Origin of the sequence: Candidatus Accumulibacter phosphatis, from assembly GCF_012939955.1 — a bacterium.
GTDB classification, from domain to species: Bacteria; Pseudomonadota; Gammaproteobacteria; order Burkholderiales; family Rhodocyclaceae; genus Accumulibacter; species Accumulibacter delftensis.
Window position 1 is genome coordinate 1 of sequence record NZ_SPMY01000036.1, and the last position, 17,876, is coordinate 17,876.

Annotated in this window: 13 protein-coding genes; 5 read left to right on the forward strand and 8 right to left on the reverse strand. The window is 62.5% G+C overall.

The window, feature by feature from the left end; translation table 11 throughout:
* Positions 1-518 precede the first annotated feature (518 nt).
* Positions 519-2,750 carry an IS4 family transposase gene (locus E4Q23_RS13080; RefSeq protein WP_169067041.1) on the reverse strand — a complete coding sequence of 744 codons (2,232 nt, stop codon included), beginning with the start codon at positions 2,748-2,750 and terminating at the stop codon, positions 519-521.
* Positions 2,751-2,985: 235 nt separating this feature from the next.
* On the reverse strand, positions 2,986-3,189 hold the full coding sequence (locus E4Q23_RS13085; protein ID WP_169067042.1) for a hypothetical protein: 204 nt from the start codon (positions 3,187-3,189) through the stop codon (positions 2,986-2,988).
* A 368-nt stretch (positions 3,190-3,557) separates the two neighbouring features.
* Between E4Q23_RS13085 and hrpA the strand changes: the two genes are divergently transcribed.
* Genes hrpA through E4Q23_RS13100 form a run of 3 tightly spaced genes read left to right on the forward strand, consistent with a single transcriptional unit; the run spans position 3,558 to position 9,080 of the window.
* A complete protein-coding gene (hrpA, locus tag E4Q23_RS13090) occupies positions 3,558-7,529 on the forward strand; it encodes an ATP-dependent RNA helicase HrpA (RefSeq protein ID WP_169067043.1) in 3,972 nt (1,323 codons plus the stop codon).
* Between the two features lie 43 nt (positions 7,530-7,572).
* Positions 7,573-8,325, forward strand: coding sequence for an EI24 domain-containing protein (locus E4Q23_RS13095; RefSeq protein ID WP_169067044.1), 753 nt, complete (start codon positions 7,573-7,575; stop codon positions 8,323-8,325).
* Positions 8,322-9,080 (forward strand): competence/damage-inducible protein A, encoded by a 759-nt coding sequence (locus tag E4Q23_RS13100; RefSeq protein ID WP_169067045.1) that lies wholly within the window; start codon positions 8,322-8,324, stop codon positions 9,078-9,080. The genes E4Q23_RS13095 and E4Q23_RS13100 overlap by 4 nt, the downstream gene beginning before the upstream one ends.
* Before the next feature lie 241 nt (positions 9,081-9,321).
* On the opposite strand, the gene E4Q23_RS13105 is transcribed toward E4Q23_RS13100, so the two are convergent.
* The 5 genes from E4Q23_RS13105 to E4Q23_RS13125 form a co-directional block, all read right to left on the reverse strand.
* The gene (locus tag E4Q23_RS13105; RefSeq protein WP_169067046.1) at positions 9,322-9,870 is read right to left on the reverse strand and encodes a phasin family protein; all 549 of its coding nucleotides are present in this window, start codon (positions 9,868-9,870) and stop codon (positions 9,322-9,324) included.
* 101 nt (positions 9,871-9,971) lie between these two features.
* Positions 9,972-10,523, reverse strand: coding sequence for a phasin family protein (locus tag E4Q23_RS13110; protein WP_211203755.1), 552 nt, complete (start codon positions 10,521-10,523; stop codon positions 9,972-9,974).
* A 285-nt stretch (positions 10,524-10,808) separates the two neighbouring features.
* A complete protein-coding gene (lptA, locus tag E4Q23_RS13115; protein WP_169067047.1) occupies positions 10,809-11,405 on the reverse strand; it encodes a lipopolysaccharide transport periplasmic protein LptA in 597 nt (198 codons plus the stop codon).
* Positions 11,402-11,998, reverse strand: coding sequence for an LPS export ABC transporter periplasmic protein LptC (gene lptC, locus E4Q23_RS13120; RefSeq protein ID WP_169067048.1), 597 nt, complete (start codon positions 11,996-11,998; stop codon positions 11,402-11,404). The genes lptA and lptC overlap by 4 nt, the downstream gene beginning before the upstream one ends.
* Before the next feature lie 64 nt (positions 11,999-12,062).
* Entirely contained in the window at positions 12,063-13,046 is a 984-nt protein-coding gene (locus E4Q23_RS13125; RefSeq protein WP_169067049.1) for a KpsF/GutQ family sugar-phosphate isomerase, read from the reverse strand.
* Between the two features lie 111 nt (positions 13,047-13,157).
* On the opposite strand from E4Q23_RS13125, the gene E4Q23_RS13130 reads away from it, so the two are divergent.
* Positions 13,158-15,128 carry a monovalent cation:proton antiporter family protein gene (locus E4Q23_RS13130; RefSeq protein ID WP_169067050.1) on the forward strand — a complete coding sequence of 657 codons (1,971 nt, stop codon included), beginning with the start codon at positions 13,158-13,160 and terminating at the stop codon, positions 15,126-15,128.
* 102 nt (positions 15,129-15,230) lie between these two features.
* Here the strand turns inward: E4Q23_RS13130 and E4Q23_RS13135 are convergent, their stop codons facing one another.
* Complete coding sequence (locus E4Q23_RS13135; RefSeq protein WP_169067051.1) at positions 15,231-15,947, reverse strand: prepilin-type N-terminal cleavage/methylation domain-containing protein; 717 nt, start codon at positions 15,945-15,947, stop codon at positions 15,231-15,233.
* A gap of 200 nt (positions 15,948-16,147) precedes the next feature.
* On the opposite strand from E4Q23_RS13135, the gene E4Q23_RS13140 reads away from it, so the two are divergent.
* Complete coding sequence (locus tag E4Q23_RS13140; protein ID WP_169067052.1) at positions 16,148-17,869, forward strand: ATP-binding protein; 1,722 nt, start codon at positions 16,148-16,150, stop codon at positions 17,867-17,869.
* The last annotated feature ends 7 nt before the right edge of the window (positions 17,870-17,876 follow it).

Consider the following 17,876-nt stretch of genomic DNA (forward strand, 5'->3'; position numbering starts at 1 on the left):
CAAATTGCCGTTGGTTCGATGCGTGTCTCGCCGCCCGATTCCTCGATGATCGCGCACGCCGTGATCTGGGCTTGATGAATGTCGAGTCCAATGACCCGCTTGTGGATCGGAACCAGTTCCATACCGTCTCCTTTCGCAATAAACTTGAAAGCGGGAGGCGGTGGGTGCCAGAACCGAAGTTGCCTGAAGGCGACAGGTCGCCAACGGCCCTTTTAATGTGTGCGCTCGATGGCAGCAATCCGGGGTACGAGTCGGTTCAGCGGGTCACGTTAAAGTTCGGGGTCGAGCCGCCAAAGCTTTGCGCGACCTCTACCCATCGCTTCCCAACTCGAATTTTCTTTCATGATCCGGGGCGGCCGCAACTGCAATGACCGTTAATGTGAAAGTCGCGCATGCGACTCACGAAACTCCCTTCTCCCCCTGCGGGAGCTTACCCTTACCCACATCGTGCCAACAGACGGTAGCGAGTTGTTATTACGCTGGGCTGTAAGGTGACTTGGCATGGGTTGGCGCGGGGCTCAAGGAGCTTGTGGTGGAGGTGTAGCGAAGACGCGGTACATGCTGGTCAGGTCATCGAGTCGCTGGATGCCGATCCAGAGGACTTGAGCGCCCGGTTCGCCGTCGCTCTTACGGCCGAGGAAACCGCCGAGGCGAGCGACCATTTGCACCGCTTGATGAAGAGTCGGTGGCGTATCCGGGGGGATGGGCGTGCGGTGAACGAAGCCGTAGAGCGCCTTCCAGTGATCGTCATCGAAATAGGTGGTGCAGGGCAAGTCGGGGTGCTGGCGGGAGAGATGGACGAGGTGGAAGATCCGCCAGGCAACGACCATGTCGATCGCCAGACAGGCCTTCAGTGATTTGGCCGAGCCGAGTTGGCGGTCCTCGATGCGGCAGCCGCTTTTCAGCGTGCGGTGATAAATCTCGATTCCCCAGCGGCGACAATACCACTCGATACGGCTACAGGCTTCATCGAAGGTATGGGTCGGCACGGTGGTCAGCAGCATCCATTCCAGGGCAGAGCTGCCCTCGGGCGGATGTTCTTCGTGCGCCCAGATGGCCGACACCGGCACGTTTCCCAGTCGCGTCTGGTCGCGTGGCGGTTTGAGGGTGACGGCCTGCACACGCACGGTGAGGGTGGCCTCGCGCGCTGGCCGGCCATTGCCGGCCGCGACTTGCACGGTGAAGGTTCCGGCGACCGGCGCGGCGGCCAGGGCCGGCCACAGATGCGCCTGCTCGTCCGAGCACAGATGGCGGTTTGTCTGCGCCCGGACCAGCACGCCGGCCGTGGCGTCGCTGGCCTTGACAAAGAATTCATAGATGTCCGACTCGCGGTCGGCGACCATCACCCATCGGGTTTGCGGACAAGCGCGCTGGGCGGCCTCTATCCGGTCGAAGCTCTTGAGCCATTTGCCGCTTTCTTTTTCTTCGATCGGCCGCTTCTTGCGCGTGCGCTTCTTGCCATGCTCCGCCGGGTCACGCCGCCAATGCTGGACGTCGATCAGCCCGAGCGGGACGCCACTGGGCGTAAAGACCAGGGTCTCATGCAGCCACAGTCCGACCGGCCCATTGACCGTCGTGCCGATCAGTCCCAGCCCGTCGGTGGCCGGATGAGCCGAGTAATTTAACGCCGAGCTGTCGACGGCCGCCAGGACCAGCGGTTCCTGGGCAGCGCGTGCCTGGGTGGCCTGATAATGAGGAGCAAGCAGGGTATCGATGGTGACCTTCTCGTGCTGGAACAAGCGATAAGCGCCTCTGAGCTCGGCCAGGTGGCCTTCGCAGGCCTGCGGCAGGCTAGCCGTCGGACGGGCCTGAAAGCGGCGCGCCAGGGCCACTGTACGACGCTGCAAACGCGCGTCCAGTTCAAGGCCCGCAAACTCCGCGGCAGCCCAATCGGTCTCTGGTGCCGCGGGCGGTCCGGCACGCGGAAAGCGGCGCGGCTCGATGAGATGGAGAAACACCCGCTTCCTTGTCCGCTCGGCCGTATGCTGGCCGTCCTGCCGGCCACGACCGCGGCTTTCCCCGACCTCGCGCCAGTTCGCGGCGCGGTAGCTCGTGCCCAGACGCGGCGGGGCAACGAAGGTCTCGAGCGCCCACAGGGCGATACCGTAACGCTTCGGCCAGTCACGGACCAAGCGTCGGACGGCCAAGCCAAGCACATGCGAAGCCAGGTTGGGCACGCGAATCCCGGGAAGAATGAGAAAGCGCGAATTGCAGGCCACGTGCTGGAGTTGCTCACGACGCTCGTCCTCGCTCCAGCCCAGCCAGGCTTCTCGGTCTGCCAGACGGCGGGCGGCCGCCGAGAAGGCCAGACCACCGAGCCAGCCGAAGTGCTCGCAGCGAATCAGATAGCGCAACTGTGCGCCACACAACGGGCCACTGCCCAGTTCGTGGTGAGTGTCCATGAGGCCATTCCACACCGGCGACAGCGCTGCCTCGCCGGTAACGTCGACCAGCTCGACCCGACCCAGTTCGGCCAACTCGCAGGTCACCGCGCCGCTCTCCACCACGGCCAGCGCTCCTCGCGCTGGAATGCTGCGCTGCGTCGCCGGCAGAACGACATCCCCCCGCGCTGCCATCTTCGCCAGAACTTTGCGACACGTCATCTCGCGCAAGCGCCCCAAGGGGTCCCGAAAATCGAAGGCTTCGCAAACGACTTGCGACAAGCGCGTGCGCGTCATGCCGATACGCGCGGCCATTTCCCGTACGTACGCCAGAGCATCACCTTCCCACAGCCGCTTCGCCATATCCATAGGCGAAACCATAGCGAAAAGTTGCTACGGTGTCCAGCGGAGATCTGGGAAAAGGTAAGCTGCGGGAGAAGGGCCGGGGAAGAGGGAAAACGGTCATGACTTTCATCATCCGGGGTATCTCGACTGTCATGACCGTTAGGTTGATCGTGAATCGCGACCGCCGAATCCCGGCTTGCGCCCCGTCATCCGACTCACTCCGGTCAAGGAAAGTTCGCAGGAAAGATGCGGCCAACGACTATTTGCCGGGCACACCCGCGTTCTCGCAGCGCGCATCCCGGTACGGCCCGCCGACCCGCTGCCAAGCGGCGCCTAGCGGCGTCTGGGCGCAGAATACCTGACCATCAAGCTGGCTGCGCCAGAGGTACCAGGGAGCAGGCGCAGCAAGCGCTGAGGCAGCGAACAGCAGGCATGAAAGCACCATCGCAAAGTCGGATTTCATGCCGCTTCCTGGCAATCGTTCGGCCGTCGGGCGAAGATTTTCAGCTCCCTGAGCACGCCGTTGATTGGCGTCGTGCCTTGCCGTGACATCGACGTTCTCCCGTTGGAAAATTCAGCCGCAACCATACTGCGAAACGGCACGCTTCGGGGTCTCGAATTCTTCCGCGGCACGCGACCGCTCAACGGCGGCGTGCACCAGGGCCATGCCGCAGTGCAGTAGTACACAGTCCGCTCGACGCTCTGGGGTAAAATGGCGCCCCTTATAGGGCGCCGCGGCGGCGCACAATTTCTATGCTGTTCTGTGCGCACTGGTGCGCTGTGCTCGAAGCACTCCGACAGCCCCTGCCAGCACCCCGCTTTTCCTGACCGATGACCCCTACCAGCGCCCGTACCGCACGCCCTCCGCAGAATCCTTTCGCCGACTGCCTGGCACTCGACCAGCGTCAGCTGCGCGCACTGACGCGCGCTTTGCGGCACGGCTTCGGCGCCAAGCGCGACGCGCTGCAGGCCGAGCTCGACAACCTGATAGAGAGGTCCCGCGCCGCCGTGGCCGCGCGGCGGGCGCGCCTGCCGACGCCGGTCTTTGCCGACGATCTGCCGGTCAATCGGCGGCGTGCCGAGATTGCGGCGCTGATTGCCAAGCATCAGGTACTCATCGTCTGCGGCGAAACCGGCTCGGGCAAGACAACGCAGATCCCCAAGATCTGCCTGGAAATCGGTCGCGGCACCACCGGCCTGATCGGTCACACGCAACCACGCCGGATCGCCGCGCGGTCGACCGCGGTGCGTATCGCGCAGGAATTGCAGAGCGAAGTCGGGCGACTGGTCGGCTACAAGATCCGCTTCAGCGACCGCACCACACCCGATGCCTTTATCAAGCTGATGACCGACGGCATCCTGCTCGCCGAGACGCAGGGCGACACCGGGCTCGAGCAGTACGACACGCTGATCATCGACGAGGCGCACGAGCGCAGCCTGAACATCGACTTTTTGCTCGGCTACCTTAAACAGCTGTTGCCCAAACGCCGCGATCTGAAGCTGATCATCACTTCGGCGACGATCGATGCCCAGCGTTTTTCCCAGCACTTCGACGACGCACCGGTCATCGAGGTCTCGGGCCGACTGCATCCGGTGGAGTTGCGCTATCGACCGATGCAGAAAGACGAGGACGGCGAAACGGGCAGCGCTGGCGGCGACAGTGGTGGGCGCAGCGAGCGCGGTGACGACCAGCGCGATCTCTGCGACGCGATCGTCGACGCCTGTGACGAGCTCGATCGTGCCGGACCGGGCGATGTGCTGGTCTTTCTGCCCGGCGAACGCGAGATCCGCGAGGCCGCCGAGGCGCTGCGCAAGCATCACCCGCCGCATACCGAAATTCTGCCGCTCTTTGCCCGCCTGTCGAGCGAAGAGCAGGGACGGATTTTCAGGCCGCACCTTGGCCGACGCATCGTACTGGCGACCAATGTTGCCGAAACCTCCTTGACCGTGCCGGGAATCCGCTACGTCGTCGATAGCGGCCTGGCGCGCATCAAGCGCTATTCCTACCGCAACAAGGTCGAGCAACTGCAGATCGAGAAAATCTCGCAGGCCTCGGCCAATCAACGCGCCGGGCGCTGTGGGCGGGTCGCGGCCGGAGTGTGCATCCGCCTCTACGAAGAGCAGGATTTTGCGCTCCGCCCGGCGTATTCGGAACCGGAGATTCTCCGTTCGTCGCTGGCCGGGGTGATCCTGCGCATGAAGGCGCTGCGTCTAGGCGACATCGAGGACTTCCCCTTCCTCGAGGCGCCCCCGCGCAAGGCCATCGGCGACGGCTATCAGCTGTTGCTCGAACTCGGCGCGGTGACCAGCGAAAATGCGCTGACACCAACCGGCCAGGAACTGGCGACGATGCCGCTCGACCCGCGCGTCGGGCGAATGATCGTTGCCGCCCGCGACGAAGACTGCCTGCGCGAAGTCCTGATCATTGCCGCCGCGCTGAGCGTACATGATCCGCGCGAGCGACCGCAGGACAAACAGGGCAGCGCCGACATCGCACACCGCAAGTTTGCTGACCCGAAATCCGAATTCCTCGGCTGGCTGAAGCTGTGGGACTGGTACCAGATCGAAGTCGAACATCGCAAGTCGCAGCGCAAGCTGGTGCAGACCTGCCACGAGCACTTCCTCTCGGCGCTGCGCATGCGCGAATGGCGCGACATCCACGGCCAACTACAGGCCCTGGCGGCCGAACAGAAATGGCGGGTGAACCAGGTTCCGGCGACCTACGACGCCGTCCACCGCGCGCTGCTCGCCGGCCTGCTCGGCAACATCGGCTGCAAAGCGGAAGATGCGGCGCATTACCTTGGTGCACGCGGCATCAAGATGCTGATCCATCCCGGCTCGGCCCTGCAGAAGAAGGCCGGCAAGTGGATTGTCGCCGCCGAGATCAGCGAAACCACGCGCTTGTTCGCCCGCTGCGTCGCTCGCATCGAGCCGGAGTGGCTGGAAGTGGTCGGTGCGCATCTTCTCAAGCGCAGCCATTTCGACCCGCACTGGGAGAAGAAAGCGATGCAGGCGGTCGCTTTCGAGCGCATCACGCTGTACGGCATCGTCGTCGATCCACGCCGACGGGTGAACTTCGGGCCGCTCAACCCACCGGCAGCACGCGAACTTTTCATCCGCGACGCCCTGGTCGCCGGCGAGGTCAGTGAAGAATTCGCTCGGCGCTGGGATTTTTTCCATAACAATCAGCAACTGGTGCTCGATATCGAGACCCTGGAGCACAAGTCGCGCCGACCCGACGTACTGGTCGACGACGAACTGATTTTCGCTTTCTACGACCAGATCATCCCCGAGGGAATCTACTGCGGCGCCAGCTTCGACAAGTGGCGGCGCGCCGCCGAGCGCGAGCAACCGCGCTTGCTGCACCTGGTGCGAGAGGACTTGATGCGCCACGAAGCCGCCGGCATCACCAGCGAGGCTTTTCCGCATCAACTGCAACTGGGTGGCGTCGACTACCCGCTGGCCTACCACTTCGAACCCGGCAGCGCTCGCGACGGCGTGACTCTGACCCTGCCGCTGGCGCAGCTGAACCAGATCCCCGCCGCACGCTGCGAATGGCTGGTGCCGGGGCTGCTCAAGGAGAAGGTGCAGCAGCTGGTAAAAACGCTGCCGCAACGGATTCGCGCCAAGCTGGTGCCAGTGCCTGACTTCGCCAGCGAGTTCGTCGAGCAGCTGCCGCCGACGGACAAGCCATTGGTCAGCGCACTGGTCCACTTCATCCTGCAAACACGCGGGCTGAACGCGCGCGGCTGGGACGTCACTCCCGACGCGTTTCGCCCCGACGCGGTGCCGGCACATCTAAGCTTCAACTTTCGCCTGGTCGACGAAAACGGCCGCCAGCTCGGCCTGAGTCGCAGCTTGAGCGAACTGCGCAGCGAGTGGGGACGCGAGGCGAAGCAGGAGTTCGCCGAGCTGCACGAGACACCCGCCGAGTTTTCGGGAATGACCGACTGGAGTTTCGGCGAGTTGGCCGAGCTGATTGAAGTCGAGGTCGGCGGTGGCCAGACGGTTTTTGGCTACCCGGGACTGACCGACGACGGCGACAGCGTCTCGGTGTGCGTCTTCGATTCGCCCGAGGAGGCGCTGCAGGCGCATTCGCGGGGACTGCTGCGACTGTTCATGCTGCAGTTTCGCGAGCAGATCAAACATCTGGAGAAAAACCTGCCGGGGCTGACCCAGATGGCGATGCAGTTCATGGCACTGGGCACCCTCGACGAACTGCGACGACAGTTGCTGGAGCTGACTTTCACGCGCGCCTGTCTGAAAGAGCCCTGGCCGACCGACGCGGCGAGTTTCAACGCCCGCTGTGTGGAAGCCAAGCCGCGGCTAGCCTTGCTGGCGCAGGAGATATGCCGTTTGGTCGGCCAGATTCTCGGCGATTGGCTGGCGCTGCACAAGAAGCTGCCGGCGTTCAAGGCCTACGGCAGCACCGTCCATGACATCGAGGGGCAACTGGCGCGGCTGATCGGCAAGCGCTTCGTGGTCGACACGCCTTTCGAACGTCTGCAACAATATCCGCGCTATCTGAACGCCATCGCCGTGCGCCTGGACAAGCTGAAGACCGGCGGCGCCCATGGCGCGGCTCGCGACGCCCGACTGCTGGCCGAGGAGTACCTGCCGCTAGCGACCGCCTATCAACGACGCGCAACCGTGCTGGCCAAGCAGGGGGTCAGCGACGCGCAGGTCGAACAGTTCCGCTGGTTGCTTGAGGAATTGCGTGTGCACCTCTTTGCGCAGGCACTACGCACACCGGTGCCGGTGTCGAGCAAGCGGCTGCAGAAGATGTGGGAGGGTATCCAGTGATCGCCAAACGATCATCAGATCGTAATAGATGGAGGGTGACTAAGTGACTGAAATTGTTCTTGCGCTGGGACGCAGCCTGCGCACGCTTGGGCGTGGACGCGTCTGGCTGTTGTTCTTCGGGCCGGCGGCGGTGGCGCTGGTGATCTGGATCGCGCTGATGGTGTTCGCGCTGGAAAGCCTGATTGCGACCCTCGTCGAGCAGCCGCCGATGACCTGGCTGGCTGGCTGGGGAGCGGTATGGCTGGCCAAGCTCGGCGCCGTGCTCGGCGGCTGGCTGCTGATTCTCGCGGCGGCCTTCGTCACCGCCATGCTGCTGGCGGCGATTTTCGTGATGCCACTGCTGCTCAATCATGTCGCCCTGGCCGACTACCCCGAACTGGCACGAGTCGGCAAGGACAGCGTCGTCGCGGGGGCCTGGAACAGTGTCGCTGCGCTGCTGCTGTACATTGTCGGCATGCTGCTGACCCTGCCGCTATGGCTGGTGCCCGGGCTGGGGCTGGTGCTGCCGATCCTGTGGATGGCCTGGCTGACACGGCGCACTTTTGCCTTCGATGCGCTCACCGTACACGCCACCGACCAGGAATGGCGTGTGCTCAGGCGTGAGCACGGCATCCCCTTACTGGTGCTCGGCGTCACTCTGGCCCTTCTGGCGCACATCCCCTTGCTCGGCCTGCTGACACCCACGCTGGCAGCACTCGCCTATTCGCACTTCTGTCTTGAAGCGCTGCGGGGTTTGCGGCAAGGCGCGCTGGTGGCGGTGATCGACGAGCAGCCAAAAATCGAGGAGGTGAAATGAGGAGCTTCGGGGCGCTGATCATTGGCGACGAGATCCTGTCGGGCAAACGCGTCGACCAGCACTTTGCCAAGGTCGCCGAGTTGCTCGCCGCGCGTGGGCTGCGCCTGTCGTGGGTCGAATACCTGGGCGACACGCGCGCACGTATCGCGGCCACGCTGCGCCGCAGCCTGGCCGCTGGCGACGTGGTTTTCAGCTTTGGCGGCATCGGCAACACGCCCGACGATCGGACGCGGCAGGCCGCGGCGGAAGCGCTCGGCGTCGATCTGGTTCTGCATCCCGATGCGGAACGCGAAATCCGCGCCCGTTTTGGCGACCAGACCAACGATGTTCGCCTGCTGCTGGGCACTTTCCCGCGCGGCGTGGACATCATTCCGAACCCGTTCAATCGCATCCCGGGCTTTCGCATTCGCGATCACTACTTCGTGCCCGGATTTCCGCAGATGGCGCATCCGATGGTCGAATGGGCACTCGAAACCTTCTATAGCGAACTTTTCGATTGCCTGGCGAGCGTTGAGCAAGCATTCCTGCTGACGGGTGCCAACAGCTATGAGAGTGCGCTGCTCGATCTGATGGAAGAAATCGTCGCCGACTTCCCGACGCTGCGGCTGTTCAGCCTGCCGTCAATATCGCCGGACGGACAAAGGCGGCACCTCGAATTGGGCGTCGAAGGCGAGCACGCGCTGGTCGATCAGGCGATGAGTCGTATCCGCCTGGAGGTCGAGCGGCGCGGCATCGACTGGCAGTGGCGGCCATAGAGCGCCGCCGCTGACGACAGCGACCGCACTAACGGTCATAACAGTCGAGATACCCCCGGATGCTGAAAGTCATGACCGTCCCCCCTCTTCCCCCGGCCCTTCTCCCGCGAGGGAGAAGGGAGTTTCGTGAGTCGCTTGCGCGACTTTCACATTAACAGCACAGGCAACGCGGCGGCCGTAGACGAAAAAACCCCGGCCATAGCCGGGGTCCCCCGTGCAGCCGCCAAGGGCGGCTACTGACCTACGCCTTTGGGGTCAGCGCTGAGGCGGCCTTGGTCGTGGCGGCGCTCAAGGCCTTGACATTGGTGTCGACGATTTCGGTCATCTGCTTGGACATCTGCGAGATGTTTTCGAAAGCGGTGCTCGAAGCGTTCATCATCTGCTTCATGGCGGCACCGAAGACATCACCGGCGATCGGCGTGGGAACGCCGCCCGTGCCAACCAGGCCGGCCGCTTTCTGGGCCATGCTGCTGTACTGCTGCTCCATCACCGACGTGATTTCGCGCTGCATGTTGGCGGACAGATCGTAGAGGCCGCGCGAGTACTCGAGAAGCTTGTCGACATTGGGCTGGGCCATTGAACCGGCAAGGCTCTTCAATTGCGCAGGATCCTTGATGTCCATCAACTGCTGCGCACCGCTGGCGCTGTTGTTGAACAGCTCACGGCTGGCGGCAAGGTTGAGGGCAGAGAGTTGCTCCATGCCGTGGAAGGCCGTGCGCACCAGGGTCATCATGACTTGGGCGTTGGCTTTCTGGCTTTCGGCCAGCTTTTCGAGATCGATGGTGTTCATGTGTATATCTCCGTGTTTGGCAGTAATGAGGCGCGTACAGAAACGCAGCGACACGCTGCGTCTCTGCTCCCGCCGTAGATAGTCAAGACGCAGCCAGAATCCTATTTCTTGGCAGCCGCGGCGGTGGCGCCAACCGCCTTGACCGTTGCGTTGGTCGCCGCGGCAACGTTGGTTTCGGCGATGTCAGCAACCTGCTTGGCAGCTTTGTTCATGCTGTCGAAGGCCGACGTCGCCGAAGCGATGGCTGACTTGACGGCGGAAAGGGCAACATCAGAACCGACCGGTGAACTCTTGGCGGCTTGTTCCATCAGCGTAAAGACCTGCTTCTGGAAATCGGAAAACTGCGCTTCGAGAAGCTTGGAGACTTCTTCCTTTGACTGTGCGGAGATCTCGTAGACGCTGCGCGTGTAGGCCACGGCCTTTTCGAGGTTCGGCTGGGCCAGCGAAGCTTGCACCGAGAACAGCTCTTGTGCATTCTTGGCACCGAGCATTGCCTTGGCATTGGAAACGCCGTCTTCGAGCATCGAGCGAGCGGTATTCAGGTTCAGCGCAGCGATGCGCTCGGCGCTCGCCAGAGCAGTATTGGCAAGGGTCAGCATGGCATCAACAGAAGCTTTGTTGGCGGCGGCGAATTGCTCGGGTTTGGTAAACATGGTCAATCTCCTAAAAAAATGGGGGCACAACACGTGCAATGTCAAACTCATTGATCCCGCCCTTCTTGGCACCCGGATCGTTTGCTGCACTGCACCATGAGCAGAATTATAGACGCTTGCCAAAACTTGTCAAGAGTTTTTTTTGTGCGCCGCAGCAAATTCTGTACATATCTGGTTTATATGGGTTTCCGTCGTATTTGTAGCACTTCACGGGAACCGGAAAAGGCTTTTTTCTGCTGCGCCGCCCAACGTCTGCGCGTGTGGCCAGGGAGCGCTTTCGGCGCGCTACTTGCCAGCTGGCGCAGGCCTAAGGGTCAGCGGCGCGCCGTTCTGCGCCTCAGGATTCGCGTTCTTGCCACGCGGCTGGATGATTGCTCGCACCCGCGCCTGGCTGGCGCCAGTGGCGCTCTTGGTCGCACCGCTGCCGGTGGTGACAAGGTATTTCTCATTAAGAGCGTCATAGGAAATGTAGGCGCCGCGGACTTCGTCGAGCCCACTCTTTACCCAGGCACGCCTGAAGAGTTCGCTTTTGTCAGCGCGCGCGTCGTAGTCGATCTGCTCGGCCTCGCCTTCCATGTAATCGTCCTTCCCCTCGCGCTTCTGCTTGAAGCGGGCAAGCCCGCCCGCCCCTCCGAAAGCCGTACCCTTCTGGAAACCATCCGCATCCTGGATGACGACCAGGCGATCGGTAACAATCTGCAGGGTACCCTGGGTGAGGATCACGTTGCCTTCGAGGACCTGTACCTTGTTGAGGTCATCGATGCTCATGCGGTCGGCTTCGAGCAAAACCGGCTTCCCGCTGTCCGCGCGCTCGGCCTGAGCGGACATCGACAAGAGCACCAGGAGGACGCTCGTGCAGGCCAGGCGAAATGTCTTTTTCATGTCTGTGGTTTCTTTTTCTTGGCCGAATGGCTTTCTAATTCCCCGCGGACCCGGGATTCCAGCAAATACGTCTGCAACTTGTTATCGACCTGCATACCGACCCCCTGCACCCATGAGTTGCCCTGCGTGATCAGCACATGGCTTTTGGTAGACGCCTTTTCTTCACTGGTAAACACGGTCAATTCGGCAGTCTCGACGAGCAAGGGCGGGTTCTTGTCGCTACCCGCACGGTGCACTTCGACCTGCTCGCTGAGATCCACCCTTTCACCTTTCGGGCCCATCACGCCGTGTACGGCACTGATGGTCACCGGCGGTTTCGTCGGATGCAGGTAAACAAGCTTGGGCCTATCCATGCGCGTCGTATCGTCATCGGGATAATGACGAATCTCGTCGGCGATCAGCGTGTACTCCAGGCTTCCCGACGCGCCGATCTTGCGCAATGCCGCCCCATTGACGATGAAGTCAGGATCGTGGCGAAGCTTGCCATCGCCCGGTTTTTCGGTGAAATCGGTGACGTAGCGTAGCCAGAAGGTCAGCGCCGCGAGAATCAGCATAATACTGAGCGGCAACATTGCGCTGCTCCATTGCTTCATTGCCCGCACTCCCCTGACCGACCAAATGAAAACAAGGGCGGCAGCGCGGCGCTGTCAACAGCCATTAGATGACCTTCGCCCTGAAGAGGTCGTGCATGTTGAGCGCGCCAAGCAAAATGCCGCTTTCATCAACGACCGGCAGCTGATTGATTTTGTACTGCTCCATCATTTGAACCGCTTCAACCGCGAGGTGGTCCGGACCGATAGCGCGCGGCTTCTGACCCATGATATCGGCCACCACGAGCGATCGCAAATCGAGGCCCTTGGCAAAGGCGCGCCGCAAATCGCCGTCAGTGACAATGCCGATCACCCGGCGTTCGGGAGTGAGCACCGCGGTCATGCCGATGCCGCCACGCGACATCTCGAGAATAGCATCCGGCACGCGGGTCGTGGGAACGACTTCGGGCAGCGCCGATCCGGCCCGCATGACATCGCGAACGTGCGTCAGCAAGCGACGACCGAGGCTGCCGCCCGGGTGTGAGCGAGCGAAATCTTCGGCCCCGAAGCCACGCGCATCGAGCAACGCCACCGCCAGCGCGTCGCCAAGGGCGAGGACCGCAGTGGTGCTGGCGGTCGGCGCCAGATTTAGCGGGCAGGCTTCCAGCGCGACCGCCGCATCGAGGTGCACATCGGCCTCGACGGCCAGCGACGACTGGGTGTTTCCAGTCATGCTGATCAGCTTGGCACCGAGGCGTTTGATGATCGGCACGATCATCAGCAGTTCGGCACTTTCACCCGAGTTCGAAATGGCGATCAGCACATCGTCGCGGGTGATCATCCCGAGATCACCGTGACTTGCTTCGGCAGGATGGACAAAATATGCGGGGGTGCCGGTACTTGACAGTGTCGAAGCGATCTTGCGCCCAACATGACCGGATTTCCCCATGCCACTGACGATCACCCGACCGTGACAATTGAGAATCAGTGCCAGCGCCTGCACAAAGGCCCCATCAATGCGCTCAGCCAAGGCCATCACGGCGTCGGCTTCAATGCGCAGAACCTGTCGGGCGAGGTCGAGCGCCTTCGACGATGGCATGATTTGGTTCATCGGAACGCAGCGGTTATCATCGGCCCAGTATAACAGAAGGCCTAGGCGCGCTCATCGGCGAGCCAAGCAACACGCCCGGCGAAACAGTGCCCGCGAAGACAAAGGGAACGGATGATGGATACGCTACCCACAATTGTGATGCTGCTCGGCGCTTCGGTGGTTTCGGTGATCATTTTCCGTTCCATCAACCTGCCGCCGGTGCTCGGCTATCTGTTGGTCGGCACGGTGATCGGCCCACATGCGCTCGATCTGGTCGGCGGCGTCAGCGGCATGCAGCATCTGGCCGAGTTCGGCGTCGTCTTCCTGATGTTCTCGATCGGCCTAGAGTTCTCGCTGCCCAAGCTGTACGCGATGAAGCGCATCGTCTTCGGTCTTGGCCTGCTGCAGGTCCTGGTGACCATCGCCGTGGTCACCGCCGTCGTCACTGCCTTGAAGCTCAGCTGGCAGGAAGGCGTCGCGCTCGGTGGCGCGCTGGCCATGTCCTCTACGGCGGTGCTCACCAAACTGCTCACCGAGCGTCTCGAACTCGACAAGGCGCATGGCCGGGAGGTGATGGGCGTCCTGCTCTTTCAGGACATCGCCGTGGTGCCGCTGCTGATCCTCATTCCCTCCTTCTCCGAGTCGCCCGAGCGTATGGCAACGATGATGGCCCTGGCCATGCTCAAGGCGGTCGTGGTGCTGTCGCTGGTGCTGTTTTTTGGCCAGCGGCTGATGAGCAAATGGTTTTTCATCGTCGCCCGCGGCAAGTCCGCTGAACTGTTCATGCTCAATGTGCTGCTGATTACCCTGGGACTCGCCTATCTGACCGAAGTGGCCGGGCTTTCGCTGGCGCTGGGCGCTTTTGTGGCCGGCATCCTGATCTCGGAAACTCAGTACCGGCATCACGTCGAAGAGGACATCAAGCCTTTTCGCGACGTACTGATGGGCCTCTTCTTCGTGACCATCGGCATGATGCTCGACATCCCGCTGGTGCTCACCAACGCACCGCTAGTACTGGGCGTGCTTGGCGCCTTGCTGGTGACCAAGTTTGCCCTCGTTCTCGGTCTTTCGCGGCTGTTCGGCTCGACTTTCGGCGGCGCCATGCGCACCGGACTGTGGCTTTGTGCGGGCGGTGAATTCGGCTTCGTCCTGCTCTCGGAAATGCGCCACCTGCAGCTACTGCCGCCAATAATCCTGCAGGCGGTGCTGGCCGCGCTGGTCCTGTCGATGCTCCTGGCACCGCTGATCGTCCAGTACAGCAACCAGATCGTGCTGCGCTTCGCGGCCAGCGAGTGGTTGATGCGTTCGATGCAGATGACGCAGCTGGCAGCGAAATCGATGAACACCGAAAAGCACGTGGTGATCTGCGGCTACGGAAGAACCGGCCAGTATCTGGCGCGCTTCATGGAAGAGGAGGACGTCACCTATCTAGCGCTCGACCTCGACCCGGAGCGCATCCGGGAGGCAACGGCGGCCGGTGAAAACGTCATCTACGGCGACGCCGCCCGGCACGAAACGCTGATTGCGGCCGGCGTCAGCCGCGCCAGCGTGCTGATCATTTCCTTTTCCGATGCACGGGTTTCCGAGCGCGTACTGGAACACGCTCGCCAGATCAATCCAAAACTGCCGATCATCGTGCGCACGCTCGACGAAAAGGATCTCGACGCGCTGCTGCACGCCGGCGCCGCCGAGGTCGTCCCGGAAACGCTGGAAACGAGCATGGTGCTCGCCGCGCACGCCCTGCGCCACCTGGGCGTGCCCAATGCGCAAGTCCGCGAACACTTTCGCCAGACGCGAATCGGACGCTACAAGACCCTGCGCGGCTTCTTCCACGGCGAGAGCGATCTCGAAGAAGAGGCACACGACAGCGACGAAGAGCGCCTGCATTCGATTCTGCTCGGCGAAGGCGCGTATGCCGTCGGACGAACGCTTGGCGAGCTGAGCTTGCAGGAACTCGGCGTTGAAGTGACCGCCGTCCGCCGACGCAAAATCCGCGCCCTCGAACCGTCGCCGGAAATCTGCTTCGGCAGCGGCGATGTAATCGTGCTGCTCGGCACCCCGCGCGCTTTGAGCGCTGCCGAGGAGCGTTTGCTGAAGGGGTAAACACGAGAATGCACGAGAATGCGCGCAAAAAAGCCCGCCGGAGGCGGGCTTTCCCTTGCTATCCATCCTGACCGTGGCCCGCGCGGGGCGCGGCCGAAACGCTCAGTAGGAAGCGCAGACCGTATATTGCGTGCCATCGACAATGTTCCCCGTAATCACTGCCAGCGCACCACGGGCAGCACCATCGGCGACCGCCTGTACCGAACCGCCAGCGGTGTTGCCGTCATCCATCGTGCTGTCGATCTGCCTGACGTAACGCCCGAGGATGCCGGACGAGCAGATGAAAAACGAACCGCGCATGCCGGCGATGAACGGTGCGGCTGCGCCAAGGGCGTTAATACCGCTCTCGATGCCGATGAAACCGCCATCGGCATTGCGCGGACGGTAGTTTACGTCGGCCAGCAAAGTAGCGCCGGTAGCCAGGTTGGCCAAGCGGGCGTGTTGCCAGAAGACCGAAGTTTCCTCGGTAGCGACGCCGGTACCGGCGCCACCAGCGTTCCACGCGCCGTCCACGCGGCCATTGTTCGGGACGCAGAGGCCTGCGGTGGCAACCGGCGTGCAGGCAGTGGCCACGCCAACGCCAAAAGCCAGATCAAGTTGCGCCTGCGTCTGGTCGCCGGGAAAGAGCTTGAAGCGGTCCTGGTAACCATAGACCAGGCTCGACACGGTGCGGAAATCGCCGATCATATTCTTCACCTTGGCGCTGTTGATCAGCTCCTGGCCCTTCAGTACCCCGCCGAGCAGCAGGCCTATGATGACGAGTACAATGGCAATCTCTACCAAGGTAAAACCCGCCTGTCGTTGTTGCAGCTGGTTCATCTCGTTCTCCAGTGTTTATCAAAAGTGATATGGAGCAACAAGCATGTTTCATGCCAGCCTGAATTGGCGTCTACGGCCGCAAAATCCGCCGGAAGTGTCGATTTCTCGACACTTGTGTCCGGAGTCGGACTGATGAAGGACCGCCCCGACACGTTAGACGAGCGTCATGAGCGGCTCATGGCACGCGCCGGGAGCCGCTCATGACGCCGCTCGAGCGCCTGGCCGGCATACTGCGCCAGCGGCAGCGCTGGCTGCTGATCGCCTTGCTCGGCGTGCTGCATGCGGCCCTTTTGGCCGAAGGCGACCGCGCCTTCGGCACGCTTTGCTGGCTGGTAGATGTTGGCCTGTTCATTCTCTGGCAACCCTTCATTTACGCCGAGCGCCGGCTCGATTTCAGCGCTCTGGCGGTGATTGCCCTGCTCCTCGGCTGCGGCATTGCCTTCTATGGCTGGTGGCTGCTGATCGTCTGGGTGGTGATCCTGGCCGCTCTGGTCGGCGGACGAGTGATGTTCATCGACCACCGGCCGACGCGGATCTTCTACCTGATCGCTTTTGCCTACCTGCTCGCGGCGCTGCTCTTCTGGCTGGTTCCACGCGTGGTCGCGAATGCAACTCTGGTTGGGCCTTCCCTGGATCCCGAGTTTGCCTGGGGGATGCCCCTGTTCCTCTTGGTCATGACCCTGCTGCCGCTATTGAAAGATAGCGACCGGCCAGGCGGCAGCATGGTCGACCTGTTCTACAGCCTGTTCATCTTTCTACTGATTGCCGTTCTGGTGCTCGGCAGCCTGGCCTTCATGCTGCTCCGCCAGTCGGGCTATTTCGAGGCCGTGTTCAACACCTTGACCGCGATTGCCCTGTTGCTGCTGCTCATCGGCTGGACGTGGAACACGCGCCCCGGCTTCACTGGCATCGACGTTTTCTTCTCGCGTTACCTGCTGAGCATCGGCCTGCCGTTCGAGAACTGGCTGCATCGCCTAACAACACTGGCCAGCAGTGAAAGCGACCCCGAGAAGTTTCTCTCGCAAGCACTCGCGGAGATGCTCGATCTGCCCTGGGTGGAAGGCGGCGCCTGGACAGCCGGCACTCGCAGCGGCACTTTTGGCAGTGAGGCGCAGCACTTTTGCCATCAATTCTCCGGGCAGCCGCTACAGCTGACCCTGCACACCCGTCACAAACTCAGCCCGGCACTCGTCTGGCACTTCCACCTGCTGGCACAACTGGCCAACGAGCACTACATCGCCAAGCTGCGCGCGCGTGAGTTGCAGCAAGTCAGCTACCTGCGCGCGATCCACGAAACCGGCGCTCGCCTGACCCACGACGTCAAGAACCTGCTGCAATCGCTGCACAACCTCTGCTACCTGGCGCAGACCGCCAACGGCGAGGACAGCAAGCGCCTCGAACTGCTTCTCGAACGGCAGTTGCCGCAGATCACGCAACGCCTGCAGCAAACACTGGCCAAGCTGCAGAAGCCGCAGAGCGAGGCGGGCGATGCGCTGCCAGCGGCCATGTGGTGGAAGATCCAGCAACAACGCTACGCGGGCCAGCCGGTCAGCTTTGCCGCCGCAAACTTCGACCCCGAGGTGCTCGTGCCAAGCGCGTTGTTCGACAGCGTCGCCGACAATCTGCTGCACAACGCCTTGCTCAAGCGCCAATCGGAAAGCGAATTGCGGGTTAACGTCGCCCTCGCCGACGACGCCTCTCTGCTGAGTGTTTGTGATAGCGGCAGCGCGATCCGGGAGGACGTCCTTGCCGACCTGCTTCACGCACCGCTGGCGTCGGAAAGCGGGCTGGGCATCGGCCTCTATCACGCAGCGCGGCAGGCTGAGAGTTGCGGCCACGAATTGCGCCTGGCCTGCAACGAGCCCGGCAAAGTATGCTTCGAGTTGCACAGAAGCGGCCAAGCAACGGCGGCCAGAGAGTGAGTGAGCC

What these genes read in the sequence shown, in the direction of transcription:
- E4Q23_RS13080 (WP_169067041.1), bottom strand. Translation starts at nt 2,750, where the DNA reads ATGGATATGGCGAAGCGGCTGTGGGAAGGTGATGCTCTGGCGTACGTA.
- E4Q23_RS13085 (WP_169067042.1), bottom strand. Translation starts at nt 3,189, where the DNA reads ATGAAATCCGACTTTGCGATGGTGCTTTCATGCCTGCTGTTCGCTGCC.
- hrpA (WP_169067043.1), top strand. Translation starts at nt 3,558, where the DNA reads ATGACCCCTACCAGCGCCCGTACCGCACGCCCTCCGCAGAATCCTTTC.
- E4Q23_RS13100 (WP_169067045.1), top strand. Translation starts at nt 8,322, where the DNA reads ATGAGGAGCTTCGGGGCGCTGATCATTGGCGACGAGATCCTGTCGGGC.
- E4Q23_RS13105 (WP_169067046.1), bottom strand. Translation starts at nt 9,870, where the DNA reads ATGAACACCATCGATCTCGAAAAGCTGGCCGAAAGCCAGAAAGCCAAC.
- E4Q23_RS13110 (WP_211203755.1), bottom strand. Translation starts at nt 10,523, where the DNA reads ATGTTTACCAAACCCGAGCAATTCGCCGCCGCCAACAAAGCTTCTGTT.
- lptA (WP_169067047.1), bottom strand. Translation starts at nt 11,405, where the DNA reads ATGAAAAAGACATTTCGCCTGGCCTGCACGAGCGTCCTCCTGGTGCTC.
- lptC (WP_169067048.1), bottom strand. Translation starts at nt 11,998, where the DNA reads ATGAAGCAATGGAGCAGCGCAATGTTGCCGCTCAGTATTATGCTGATT.
- E4Q23_RS13125 (WP_169067049.1), bottom strand. Translation starts at nt 13,046, where the DNA reads ATGAACCAAATCATGCCATCGTCGAAGGCGCTCGACCTCGCCCGACAG.
- E4Q23_RS13130 (WP_169067050.1), top strand. Translation starts at nt 13,158, where the DNA reads ATGATGGATACGCTACCCACAATTGTGATGCTGCTCGGCGCTTCGGTG.
- E4Q23_RS13135 (WP_169067051.1), bottom strand. Translation starts at nt 15,947, where the DNA reads ATGAACCAGCTGCAACAACGACAGGCGGGTTTTACCTTGGTAGAGATT.
- E4Q23_RS13140 (WP_169067052.1), top strand. Translation starts at nt 16,148, where the DNA reads ATGACGCCGCTCGAGCGCCTGGCCGGCATACTGCGCCAGCGGCAGCGC.